The sequence below is a fragment of the Streptomyces murinus genome, from assembly GCF_002154555.1.
Lineage (GTDB): Bacteria > Actinomycetota > Actinomycetes > Streptomycetales > Streptomycetaceae > Streptomyces > Streptomyces murinus.
On the sequence record NZ_MUNF01000536.1, the window covers coordinates 1 to 11429 of the forward strand.

The 11429-nt window shown below is 73.2% G+C and carries 11 protein-coding genes; 4 read left to right on the top strand and 7 right to left on the bottom strand.

Annotated elements, in window-relative coordinates:
- The first annotated feature begins 116 nt into the window (after positions 1-116).
- Positions 117-1196: a fatty acid desaturase family protein gene (locus CCN72_RS29075; RefSeq protein ID WP_086810914.1), complete on the top strand. Its 1080-nt coding sequence runs from the start codon at positions 117-119 to the stop codon at positions 1194-1196.
- A gap of 51 nt (positions 1197-1247) precedes the next feature.
- Here CCN72_RS29075 and CCN72_RS29080 read toward each other — a convergent pair whose 3' ends face one another.
- Complete coding sequence (locus CCN72_RS29080; protein ID WP_086810916.1) at positions 1248-2399, bottom strand: macrolide family glycosyltransferase; 1152 nt, start codon at positions 2397-2399, stop codon at positions 1248-1250.
- A gap of 324 nt (positions 2400-2723) precedes the next feature.
- A complete protein-coding gene (locus CCN72_RS29085; RefSeq protein WP_086810918.1) occupies positions 2724-3365 on the bottom strand; it encodes a CatB-related O-acetyltransferase in 642 nt (213 codons plus the stop codon).
- Between the two features lie 255 nt (positions 3366-3620).
- Here CCN72_RS29085 and CCN72_RS29090 point away from each other — a divergent pair, with 255 nt between their 5' ends.
- The 3 genes from CCN72_RS29090 (at position 3621) to CCN72_RS29100 (ending at position 6487) form a co-directional block, all read left to right on the top strand.
- Complete coding sequence (locus tag CCN72_RS29090; RefSeq protein ID WP_086810931.1) at positions 3621-4268, top strand: FMN-binding negative transcriptional regulator; 648 nt, start codon at positions 3621-3623, stop codon at positions 4266-4268.
- 202 nt (positions 4269-4470) lie between these two features.
- On the top strand, positions 4471-5145 hold the full coding sequence (locus CCN72_RS29095; RefSeq protein ID WP_086810920.1) for a CBS domain-containing protein: 675 nt from the start codon (positions 4471-4473) through the stop codon (positions 5143-5145).
- A gap of 61 nt (positions 5146-5206) precedes the next feature.
- Entirely contained in the window at positions 5207-6487 is a 1281-nt protein-coding gene (locus CCN72_RS29100) for an MFS transporter (RefSeq protein WP_086810922.1), read from the top strand.
- A gap of 107 nt (positions 6488-6594) precedes the next feature.
- Here CCN72_RS29100 and CCN72_RS29105 read toward each other — a convergent pair whose 3' ends face one another.
- The 5 genes from CCN72_RS29105 to CCN72_RS29125 all read right to left on the bottom strand — a co-directional run.
- Positions 6595-7590 carry an Acg family FMN-binding oxidoreductase gene (locus CCN72_RS29105; protein ID WP_086810924.1) on the bottom strand — a complete coding sequence of 332 codons (996 nt, stop codon included), beginning with the start codon at positions 7588-7590 and terminating at the stop codon, positions 6595-6597.
- A gap of 34 nt (positions 7591-7624) precedes the next feature.
- Complete coding sequence (locus CCN72_RS29110; protein WP_086810926.1) at positions 7625-8536, bottom strand: universal stress protein; 912 nt, start codon at positions 8534-8536, stop codon at positions 7625-7627.
- A 279-nt stretch (positions 8537-8815) separates the two neighbouring features.
- Entirely contained in the window at positions 8816-9436 is a 621-nt protein-coding gene (locus CCN72_RS29115) for a V-type ATP synthase subunit D (protein ID WP_086810927.1), read from the bottom strand.
- Positions 9433-10872 carry a V-type ATP synthase subunit B gene (locus tag CCN72_RS29120; RefSeq protein ID WP_086810929.1) on the bottom strand — a complete coding sequence of 480 codons (1440 nt, stop codon included), beginning with the start codon at positions 10870-10872 and terminating at the stop codon, positions 9433-9435. The genes CCN72_RS29115 and CCN72_RS29120 overlap by 4 nt, the downstream gene beginning before the upstream one ends.
- Positions 10869-11429: ATP synthase beta subunit C-terminal domain-containing protein (locus tag CCN72_RS29125; RefSeq protein ID WP_483027281.1), on the bottom strand; the 561-nt coding region annotated here is incomplete at its 5' end. The genes CCN72_RS29125 and CCN72_RS29120, both read right to left, overlap by 4 nt.

Genomic DNA, 11429 nt, shown 5'->3' on the forward strand with positions numbered 1-11429 from the left:
CGTCGAAGGGACGCTCCGGGGTGGTAGCCCCCCGGACCCGACCGGGGGACAGCCCCCGGTCGGGTCCGGTGGCTGGCAGGCTGTCTCGGGCGGACGGCCGTCGGGAGACTCGACGCATGACGATTTCCACCGACGCGTCCCTGGTCACCGGACCACCCGCCGCCCCTTCCCGCACCTCTCCGCCCCGGGTCGGCAGCGACTTCGCCGGACTCTCCCGGCGCATCACCGAGGCGGGTCTGCTGAAGCGGCGCCCCGGTTACTACACGATGCGGCTCGGCCTGGTGATCGCGCTGCTGGCGGCGGGCTGGGGAGCCTTCGCCGCGCTCGGCGACACCTGGTGGCAACTCGCGGTCGCCGCCTTCCTGTCCCTGGCCTTCGGCCAAGTCGCCCTGGTGGCACACGACCTGGCTCACCGACAGGTCTTCCGGCGGCGCCGGCCGAGCGAGACTTGGGGCCGGCTCTTCGGCAACCTCGGCATCGGCATGAGCTACGGCTGGTGGATGAACAAGCACACCCGCCACCACGCCAACCCGAACCACGAGGAACTCGACCCCGATGTCGCCCCGGACATCCTGGTGTGGTCCACCGACCAGGCCCGCGACAGCAAGGGCGTGGCCCGGCTCATCGGTGGCCACCAGGCGTTCCTGTTCTTCCCGCTGCTGACCCTGGAAGGCTTCAATCTGCATGTCGCGAGCGTCCGCGCGCTGCGCTCGCCGTCGATGAAGAACCGGCTCCTTGAGGGCTCCCTGCTCTTCCTCCACATAGCGGCCTACCTGTCCGCGCTGTTCCTGGTGCTCTCCCCCGGGAAGGCGGTGGCGTTCCTCGCCGTGCACCAGTGCCTGTTCGGTGTCTATCTGGGCTGCACCTTCGCGCCGAACCACAAGGGCATGCCGACCCTCCGCGGTGACGAACGGCCCGACTTCCTGCGCCGCCAGGTGCTCACCTCCCGCAATGTGCGCGGTGGCCCGCTCACCGATGTGATGCTCGGCGGGCTCAACTACCAGATCGAGCACCACCTGTTCCCGAGCATGCCCACGCCCCATCTGCGCCGGGCCCGGACCGTCGTGCGGGCGTACTGCGCGGAGATAGGCGTGCCGTACCACGAGACCGGACTGATCCGGTCCTACCGCGAGGCGCTCACCCATATGCACCGAGTGGGGGAGCCGATCAGACGGCAGCGCGCGGCGGCGTCCTGACACAGGGTCCCGGGGCCGCCCGTTCGCGGCCGGCCCCGGGACCTGTGAGGGTCAGCCCAGCATTTCCTCGATGAGGTCGGCGGCCCGCCCGGTGCCGCCCTCGGTCCGGGCCTCGGCACTCAGGCGCGCCGAGCGGTGTGCCACCTCCGGGTCCCCGGTCAGGTCCAGCAGAGCGGCACGGAGGACGTCGGCGGTGGCGTCCGCGGTGTCGACACGGCGGGCCACACCCAGTTCCACCAGCCGGTCGGCGTTCATGAACTGCTCGGCGGCCTGCGGTACGGCGATCATCGGGACCCCCGCCAGCAGGCCCTCACAGCAGCCGCCCATGCCGGCGTGGGTGACGAAGGCGTCCGCCCGGTCGAGGATCGCCCGCTGCGGGACCCAGGAGTGGACCTCGACATTGGGCGGGACTTGGCCGAGTTCACGAGGATCCGTGTACTTACCGATCTGGAGGACGACATGCCAGCCGGGCAGATTGCCGTAGGCCGAGAGGCACCGGCGGTAGAACTCCGGTTGCCGGGTGAACGCCGAGCCCAGGGAGACCAGCAGCACTTTCTCCGCGCCCGCCGGCCGGATCCACTCCTCGGTGGCGGCCGTCGTCCGGTCGAAGCAGGGGCCGACATAGGTCACGGTGCTGGTGTCGACGCGGTCGGAGTGCGGCTGCATCGCGCGGGGGATGAGGGCCAGGGCATGTGCGGGGCGGCCGGAGAAGGAGTCCACATCGGTCGTGGACGCTCCGCACCCGGCGAGCCACTCGGCGAACCTCGCCCAGTGGCCGGCGGCGCCCGGCAACTGCCGGATGTGCGCGCCGACTTCCTCGGCGTATCCGTCCCAGGCCACGAACGTCGGGGACAGCTGAAGCACCGGTCGGCCCTGCGACTCGGCGAGGGCGCGCCCGGTGTAGGCGCCGATGTCGTACAGATACAGGTCCGCCGGGTCCTGGTCGTAGGTGGCGCGCAGCCGGGGGAGTGCCTGGACGGCGTCGGAGAGGAAGAGGTCCATCGTGGCGATGGCGTCCTCCGGCCAGGTGTTGTCGGCGAACGGCAGCCCGGACGGGCAGGGGACGAGTTCGGCGCCGGCGCCCGTGATCAGATCGGCGCGGGCCGGGTCGTTGGCGTACGTCACCCGGTGGCCGCGCGCCACCAGTTCACGGATGACGGCGAGGCTGGGCAGGACATGGCTGATCATCGGGGTGCCGACCATGGCGATATGGGCAGGGCGGCCCGGCGCGGAAGGCAGGGAGGAGGGAGAGGAAGAGGAGGACAAGAGGACTCACTCGTTTCTGGTCTACGGCGAAAGGGGTACGGCAGACCGGCGCGCCGACGGAACTCGGTCGTCGTGGCGGACGCGCTGAGGCATGCGGAGGGGAATCGGGGCGAGGCCCCGACCCGTTCAGCCGTAGATCTGAGTGAACTGCATGCCCGTGACCCTAGCCGTGCCCGGGCATCGCGGCACCGTATTTGTTTTCCGGCGCGGTACGCGCGAGTTCCTTTCGGGTGCGGCACGCGCGAGTCCTTCTCCGGTTCCTCAGGCGCGCGGGGCGGCCGCTTCGAGTTCGGTGATGGTCCCCGCCATGATGGTGCGGATGTGCTCGGTGATGTGCTCCGGAGGCCAGTCCCACCAGGCCACCGCGAGCAGCCGGGCGACATCCTCGGCGCTGTAGCGGGTGCGGATCAGGCGGGCCGGGTTGCCGCCGACGATGCCGTAGTCGGGTACGTCCGCGGTGACCACGGCGCCGGTCGCGATGATCGCGCCGTGGCCGATCCGCACGCCGGGCATCACCGTCGCGCCGTGCCCGAACCAGACGTCGTTGCCGACGACGGTGTCCCCTCGGTTCGGCAGGCCGGTGAGCAGGTCGAAGTGCGCGGACCAGGAGCCGCCCATGGTGGGGAAGGGGAAGGTCGAGGGGCCGTCCATGCGGTGGTTGGCGCCGTTCATGATGAACCGCACGCCGGTGCCGAGCGCGCAGAAGCTGCCGATGACCAGCTTCTCCGGTCCGTAGTGGTAGAGCACGTTGCGCGTCTCGAAGGCGGTCGCGTCGTCGGGGTCGTCGTAGTACGAGTACTCTCCGACCTCGATCAGCGGGGACTTCACCAGGGGCTTGAGCAGGACGACGCGCGGCTGCCCGGGCATCGGATGCAGGACGGTCGGATCGGCCGGTACGGGCATGGCAGGGGCTCCTCGGCGGACACGGCTGCGACGGGCCGTTCCATGATCGCGGGACGGGGCCGCATCGGACACCGATTTACGCGGCCCGCGGTCCGATCGTCGTCCCACCGCCGTGGTGCAGTGAAGTGGACCGCGCGGTCAAGTGGTTGACGCTGCCCGGTCGAGCTGTTGTACGGTCCACTCGTTCCACCGCTGGTGAGGGACGTGCCGTACCCGGTGTCGCCCGACCGCCGCACCACCGTCGAGGAGACCCATATGTTCATCCAGCCCTGGGACGCCGGTCTGGACGACGCCGAATGGCAGACCTGGATCGCCGACGGCCACGACTTCGGGCACCTCTGCGTCAACGGTCTGCCCGGTGCGGCGCCCGTCGTCGTCCCCACCCACTTCGTCGGCGACGGCAACCGGCTGCTGATCCACCTCGCCCGGCCCAACCCGGTCTGGAAGGCGATCGAGCACGACCCGAACGTCATCTTCGACGTCAGCGGCGACTACGCCTTCATCCCCGGCACCTGGCGCGCCGCGCCCGGCGTCCCGCCCACCGACGGCGTGCCGACCAGCTACTACGCGGCCGTCCAGTTCACCTGCCGCGCCCGCGTCATCGACGACCCCCAGGCCAAGGCCGAGCTGCTGCGCCGCCAGCTGGCGCACTTCCAGCCCGACGGCGACCACGCCCCGGTCGAGGTCGACCAGCCGCCCTACGGCCGGATGCTGCCGGGCATCCGCGGCCTGGAGCTGGACGTGGTCGAGGTACGCGCCAAGTTCAAGTACGACAACCAGAAATCCGTGGAACTGCGCACCACCGTCGCCGACCGCCTCACCGAACGCGGCGAGGGCCTCGACGCGCCCACGGCCCGCCAGCAGCTGCGCCGCGTGGACCGCATCGGCACCTGGAAGCCCTGACCCCCGCCTGCGGACCACGTGGCCACGCCGCTACGGCGCCCACACCTCGCTCCGACGCCGAGCCGGGCGCCGGGGTGAGCTCGCATGATCGCCGTACTCTCCGCAGAATGGTGCTGTATCCGACCTGCCACGCGGGCCTCACCGCCGTACGGGGCCGCAGCCCGGTCTCCGCGAGGTGGGCGCCCCGTATCCGGGAGGCGACATGCACCACCGCACGGTCGAGGAGCTCATGACCCGGGACGTCGTCCGGGCCCGGAGCGACACCTCGTTCAAGGAGCTCGCGAGGTTTCTGGAGGAGAACGACATCACCGCCGTACCCGTGGTGGACGAGATGGACCGTCCGATCGGCGTGGTGTCCGAGGCCGATCTGCTGCGCAAGAGCGCCGACCAGGCCGACCCCTCGGGGCTGACCCCCGTCCCGCATCTGGAGGCATGGGAGCGGGCCAAGGCCGAGGGCGCCCGCGCCGAGGAACTGATGTCCGCCCCCGCGGTGTGCGCCCGGCCCGAATGGTCCGTGGTCGAGGCCGCCCGGCTCATGGAGACCCAGCACGTCAAACGCCTGCCCGTGGTGGACGAGGCGGACCGGCTCGTGGGCATCGTCAGCCGGGCCGATCTGCTGCGGATCTTCCTGCGTCGCGACGAGGCGATCCGTGAGGAGATCAACCGGGATCTGCTGCGGGGCACACTGCTCCTGGACCCCCGCGATGTGACGGCCGACGTGCGCGACGGCCGGGTCACCGTGTCCGGCATCGTGGAGTTCAAGAGCCAGATTCCCGTCGTGGAGCAGCTGTGCCGCGGGGTCGACGGGGTGGTGTCGGTGTCCGGGGACCTCACCTTCCGGACGGACGACGCCCGGGACGCGCCCACCGGAACGTGAGCGCCGGTTCCGATCGAAGGCCGTCCCCGGTCCCGTCCCCGTTCCCGGTCCTGTCGCCGGGATGAGGCCGCTTCGCCCGGGGGAGACGTTCGCCGCGCTGCGGGTGCGCGACTTCCGGCTGTACTTCGCCGGCCAGTGCGTGAGCCTGGTCGGCACCTGGATGCAGGCGGTGGCCCAGTCCTGGCTGGTCCTTGAGCTGACCGGCTCGGGCACGGTGCTGGGGCTGGTGGTGGCCGTGCAGTTCCTGCCGGTGCTGCTGCTCGGCCCGTACGGCGGACTTGTCGCCGACCGGGCCGACAAGCGCCGTCTGCTGATGGCCACCCAGACGGCCCTGGCCGCGCTCGCCCTGATCCTGGGCCTGCTCACCGTCACCCATCTGGTACGGCTGTGGATGGTGGTGATCCTCGCGATCGCCCTCGGCACGGTCAACGCGATCGACAACCCGGCCCGGCAGACCCTGGTGCCGGAAGTGGTCGGGCCGGACCTGCTGCGCGACGCGGTCGGTCTGAACAGCGTGACGACCAACGCCGCCCGCGCGGTCGGCCCGGCGCTCGCCGGCATCCTGATCGCCTCCGTCGGCGTGGGCGTGTGCTTCCTGGCCAATGCCGCCAGCTTCGCCGCCGTGCTGCTCGCCCTCGGCATGATGCGCACCGACCGGCCCCGGGCCGGCGCGCCGGTCGAGAAGGGGCCGGGACAGCTGGCGGCCGGGCTGCGCTACGTCCGCGGCACCGCGGGGCTGTGGGCGCCGCTGGCCATGATGGCGCTGATCGGCACACTCGCCTATGAGTTCCAGGTGGTCCTCCCGGTACTGGCCCGCACGAGCGCGCACGGGGACGCGCGCACGTATGGGTTCATGACCTCGGCCATGGGCCTGGGCGCGGTGGTCGGCGGCCTTGCCGTGGCCGCCTTCGGCAGGGCCGGGGCGGTCCCGCTGATCCGCGCCGCCGCCTTCTTCGCCGCCGCGCTGACCGCGGCGGCGGTCATTCCGTGGCTGCCCGGCGTGCTCGCGGCACTCGCCGTCGTGGGCGCGGCGAGCACCGCGTTCCTGGCGACCGGGAACACCACCCTGCAACTGGTCGCCGAGCCGTCCCTGCGCGGCCGGGTGATGGCGCTGTGGTCGGTGACCTTCCTCGGCAGCACCCCCGTCGGCGGGCCCGTCGTCGGCGTGGTGGCCCAGCACCTCGGCCCGCGGGTTGGGCTCGGCCTGGGCGCCGCCGCCTGCCTGGCCGCCACCGTCCTCGGCCTCGCCGTCCTGCCACGGGTCGCGCCGGAGCATCGGCACCTCGCACCCCGGCCGGCCCCTTGCCACCCACCGCCGCCGACCGAGACCGACCGGACCTGATCCCGCAGAATTCTTCACAGCCGTGGCTGGGTCCAGGTCGGCCTTCGGTGCCCGCCCGGTCCTCGCCGGGCGGGCGTCCGTTCTTCTTGGCCGAAGGCGGGGACCGGTCAGATGACATCGAGGACGTCGGCCACCGGACGGCGAGGGCTCGCGGGGCCCTCGGGGCCGTAGCCGAGCCGGAGGACCATCTGGACGTAGGCCATGGCCGACAGGGGATCGCGGACGGCCCAGCGGATCTCGGACCACTCCAGGGGCTGGGAGGTGAGCGAGGCGACCAGACCGTCGGTGGTGGCCCGCAGCAGGACCCGCTCCAGTGCCTGACCTGCGCACAGCCAGTCCACCGGGCCGTCCTCAGCCGTGCCCAGCAGTGCGATCCTCGGGTTCTCCTCGAAGACGGCCCGGCCGCGCCCGGGCACCGGACGGCCCCCGGCGAAGTCGCGTACCGGGACCGAGGCACCCTGCTGCCGGGGGCCGAACGCCTCGGCGGGGATGCCGTCGGAGGGGCCCGCGGCGTCCGGCGCGGCCGGTCGTATCCGCGTCCACCGCTCCGTCTCCGCGCGCCAGGCCGGATCGCTCGCCTCCCGGCCCTCGGCGTCCCGCACCAGATCCAGGATCGACTGCACGTGCCAGACACCCGGAAGCACCAGCTGGGCACCCTCGGCACGCGCCGCGTCGGCCAGCCGTTCCCGCACGTCGGCGGGGATGTCCTCGTCGCGGTAGGGGAAGCGGCTGGAGTGCCGCCGCGCGATCGCCGGGTGCAGGGCGGCCAGCGCGTCGTCGGGCGATCCGGTGCCGGACAGACGCACCTCGGCGAGAAGCTCAGGGTGTGCCGGGTCGGGCAGCAGCCGGACGTCCGGGGCGAGCCCCGCCGCGGCGGCGGACACCCGCAGGTTCAGCAGCGCGGCCCCGCAGCCCAGGTGCAGGCCCCGGTTCTCCGGGTCGGCATGCGCAAGCGCGCGCTCCGGGTCGGCGTACAGCCGCAGCACGCCCGTGTCCCGCAGGTAACGGAACGCCCAGGGCTGCGCGTTGCCCAGGGAAGGCGCCGCGACGGCGTCCGCGACGAGCGCGGTGACCGTGCTCACGGCGAGGGGCTCGGTGGTCACGGCGGCTCCCTTCGTACCGGCTCGGCGCCCCGGCTCACCCGTGGGTCGGGACCGCGATCACGGGGCAGCGGGCGTGATGCAGCACGCCCTGGCTCACCGAGCCCAGCAGCATGCCGGCGAAGCCGCCGCGCCCCCGCGTGCCCACCACCAGGCCCAGCGCGTGTTCCGAGGCCTCGGTGAGCACCTGCACCGGATGGCCCGCGACCACCTCGTGGTGCAGGTCCACCTCGGGATAGCGGGCATGGCGGCCCGCCACGATCTCGGAGAGGAGCCGCCGGGACTCCTCCTGCGGCCCGCGCTCGTCGAAGACCCGCAGCGGACCGTGCTCCCACACCAGCAGGGCCCGCAGCGCCGCGCCGCGCAGCGCCGCCTCCTCGAACGCCACGTCGACCGCCGCCGCGGAGCGTTCGCTGCCGTCGACGCCGACGACGTAGTACGGCGGGTCCTGGGTGGTGTGTTCCGGCTCGGGCACGACCACCAGGGGGCAGTGCGTACGGGCCATCACCGGGAGGGCGATCGACGCGGAGCCGAACACCTCTTGGCGCCGGCTCAGGTGGTGCGAGCCGAGGACGAGCGAGGTGGCGTCGCGGCTCTGCTCGCACAGCGTCCACACCGGATCGCCCTCGGCGAGCAGCGTGTCCACCTCCAGGCCGGGGTGCCGGGCCGTGACGAACTCCGCGGCCTCCGCCAGCACCTTCTTCCCGGCCTCGTGCAGTGCCTCGTTCCACCCCTCCCAGGAGGGCGGCACCGCCGTCCTGCGGTCACCAGGGGTCGGTACGCCCTCGACATGGACCAGCCGCAGCGGCAGCCGACGGCGGGCGGCCTCGTCCGCCGCCCAGGCCGGTGCCGTCCGGCGGGCGGGGTCGGGGTCGAGACCCACCACGATCGGCCGGCGGCCGGAGCCGGGGTTCCGGTCGTCCTTGCGCGCGGGTACGGGAGCGGTCATCGCCCCATCTCCTCCCTGCGGCGCAGCGCCGCCGCGACTTCCATGAAAGCCCGGAACCGGAGGCCCTGCCAGGGGACCATCGGCCCCCGGTAGGGCCCCTCGGCATGCCGACCGGGAATCCGGACGGAAGGGTCCTCCGGCCTTGTTCGCGATGCCACTGTGGGCGACCTGTTCTTCGGCAGCCGCGCGCCGGTGTCACCTGCCGGATGGAGCCGCGGGCCGATGTCACCCGCAAGACGGCCCGCGCCGATGTCACCCGCAAGATGGCTCGTGCCGATGTCACCCGCCGCCCCGGGTCGCGGCCCATCTGCGGCGTACCGCCTCCTCGTGCTCGGACTCCTCCAACGCCAGCTCCAGCGCGGCCAGTTCGTCGCGCAGCCGGGGGATCCAGTGGCGGCGCAGGGCGCGCACCCGTTGCCGGGTCCGTGCGGACTCGGCGGCCAGCAGGTCGGCGGCCGTACCGTGTACGGCGAGTTCCGCGGCGGCGCGGAGAGCGGCACGGTACGCCGTCTCGGCGTGCGCCAGCGCCGTGTTGGGCGGGGTCGGCTCCGCCGCGCCGCGCACCGGGTCGGTCCAGTCCACCGCGGCCGGATGGCGCACGCCCATGAGCACGGCCCACCGGACGTCGACGCGTGCCCGGTCCGCGGGTGCCGCCCGTAGCGGCGCGCTCTCGCCGCCGAGGAGGACTCCGCGCACCAGCCAGGTCTCCGCCTCGGCCAGCCGCTTCCGCCACACCCGGTCGGCTTCCCGCGCCGCCTCCCGTGCGCTGTGTTCCCGGTCCAGCAGCAGCCGGAGTTTGCGTTCGAGCAGGTCGGCGCCGCGCTGGGCGGTGGCGAGACTGCGGCGCAGCCTGAGCCGCCCGGCCCGTCCGGTCGGCGTACGGCGCGCACGAGGGCTCATCGCGGTGACTCGTCCGCCGCCGGGGCGTGCGCGTCGAGCAGGTCGGCCGGGATCATGCCGAGCTGACTGCGCGGCAGGGTCAGCAGCACCTCCCAGGCGCGGTCCAGGGAGTCCTCCAGCGGCCGGTTCTCGGTGGTGCCCTGGGCGAGGAACCGGCGGTGGAAGGCGTCCGCCAGCTCCAGATGGGCCAGGTCGGTCGGGCTCAGCGCGGACCGGCCGACCAGGTCGGCGAGGTCCGCCACCTGCCGGGAGCGGGCCAGCGCGGCGATCAACTGGGCGGCGAGGGCCGGATGATCGGCACGGGTCAGCCCGGCTCCGGTGCCCTTGCGCATCAGCCGCGACAGCGAGGCGAGCGGATCCAGCGGCGGATAGACACCGGACGCCTGGACCTCGGCGGACAGCACGATCTGGCCCTCCGTGATATAGCCGGTCAGATCGGGCACGGGATGGGTGATGTCGCCCGCGGGCATGGTGAGCACCGGCAGCACGGTGACCGACCCCGGCCGTCCCCTGATCCTGCCGCAGCGCTCGTAGAGGGAGGCGAGGTCGCTGTACAGATAGCCGGGGTAGGCGCGCCGGGCCGGTATCTCACCGCGCGCTGCGGACACCTCGCGCAGCGCCTCCGCGTAGGCCGTCATGTCGGTCATCACCACCAGCACATGGCGCCCCTCGGCGAACGCCAGGTGCTCGGCGACGGTCAGGGCCAGCCGCGGGGTGAGCATCCGTTCGATCACCGGGTCGTCGGCGGTGTTGACGAACAGCGCCAGTTCCCGCGCGGCGGAACGCGCGGCCAGTCCGTCCCGTACGAACGCCACGTCGGCGTGGGTGAGCCCCATCCCGGCGAACACCACGGCGAACGCCTCGCCCCCGCAGGTCGACTGGGCCGCGATCTGCACCGCCAGTTCCAGATGCGGCAGCCCGGCCGCCGAGAACACCGGGAGCTTCTGGCCGCGCACCAGGGTGGTCAGCACGTCCAGGGCGCCCACGCCGGTGAGCACCGGCTCGACGGGCGGTTCCCGGCGCACCGGGTTGATCGGCGCGCCGCCGACCGTCGCGGAGGAGGCGCCGAGCACCGGCGGCCCGCCGTCGGCCGCCTCTCCCCGCCCGTTGCACACCCGCCCCAGCCAGCCGGAGCCCACCGGGATCCGCAGCGGCGACCCCGAGAAGGCGACCCGGGTGCCGGAGCGGTTCATCCCGGCCGTGTCCTCCAGGACCTGCACCACCGCGAGATCCCGGTCCATCTCCAGCACCAGACCGTGCCGCCGCTCACCGGAGTCGAGGACGATCGTGGCGAACTCGTCCCAGCCGACACCGCTCACCCCTTCGACGACGACCAGCGGCCCGCGCAGCTCGCGCACGCCCGTGAACTCGATCGGCACGGGACCGGCCGTGCCGCCTCCTGCCGCCGTGGTGCCGCCGGGCGGTGCTGCCGTCATGCCATCTCCTCCAGCCGGGCCAGCACGGTGTCGCGGGCCGCCGTCACCGGGGCGGTCTCGGCCGGGGCCGCCGTCTCGCGCGCCCGCAGCAGCGGGGTGAAGTCGACCGCCTCGATCGCGTCCACCGCCGTACCGGCGTCCACCAGTTCCAGACAGCGGTCGATCACGGCCAGTACGGCCTCCACCAGGGCGGCCGTCTTCTCGGGGGTGCTGTAGGCGTCCGCCGGGCTCAGCGCGTTCTGCTGGATCGCGGCCTCGCGCAGCAGCCGTCCGGCCAGGACGTCGATCCGCTCCCGGGGCGGCAGCGCGGTGATGCCGACCAGCTCCACCAGATCGGCGAGCCGGTCCGCCGACGCCAGCTGGCGCGCCACCCGCCCGCGCCGCTCGGCCCACCCGGGGTCGCCGGCCCGCGCGTGCGCGGCGCCCAGCGCGGTGGCGTCCCGGGAGAAGGACTCGGACCAGGACACGGCCGGATAGTGCCGTGCGTAGGCGAGTTCGCGGTCCAGGCTCCACAGGCAGCGCACGACCCGTTCGGTGTGGGCGGTGACCGGCTCGGT

What these genes read in the sequence shown, in the direction of transcription:
- CCN72_RS29075 (WP_086810914.1), top strand. Translation starts at nt 117, where the DNA reads ATGACGATTTCCACCGACGCGTCCCTGGTCACCGGACCACCCGCCGCC.
- CCN72_RS29080 (WP_086810916.1), bottom strand. Translation starts at nt 2,399, where the DNA reads ATGGTCGGCACCCCGATGATCAGCCATGTCCTGCCCAGCCTCGCCGTC.
- CCN72_RS29085 (WP_086810918.1), bottom strand. Translation starts at nt 3,365, where the DNA reads ATGCCCGTACCGGCCGATCCGACCGTCCTGCATCCGATGCCCGGGCAG.
- CCN72_RS29090 (WP_086810931.1), top strand. Translation starts at nt 3,621, where the DNA reads ATGTTCATCCAGCCCTGGGACGCCGGTCTGGACGACGCCGAATGGCAG.
- CCN72_RS29095 (WP_086810920.1), top strand. Translation starts at nt 4,471, where the DNA reads ATGCACCACCGCACGGTCGAGGAGCTCATGACCCGGGACGTCGTCCGG.
- CCN72_RS29100 (WP_086810922.1), top strand. Translation starts at nt 5,207, where the DNA reads ATGAGGCCGCTTCGCCCGGGGGAGACGTTCGCCGCGCTGCGGGTGCGC.
- CCN72_RS29110 (WP_086810926.1), bottom strand. Translation starts at nt 8,536, where the DNA reads ATGACCGCTCCCGTACCCGCGCGCAAGGACGACCGGAACCCCGGCTCC.
- CCN72_RS29115 (WP_086810927.1), bottom strand. Translation starts at nt 9,436, where the DNA reads ATGAGCCCTCGTGCGCGCCGTACGCCGACCGGACGGGCCGGGCGGCTC.
- CCN72_RS29120 (WP_086810929.1), bottom strand. Translation starts at nt 10,872, where the DNA reads ATGACGGCAGCACCGCCCGGCGGCACCACGGCGGCAGGAGGCGGCACG.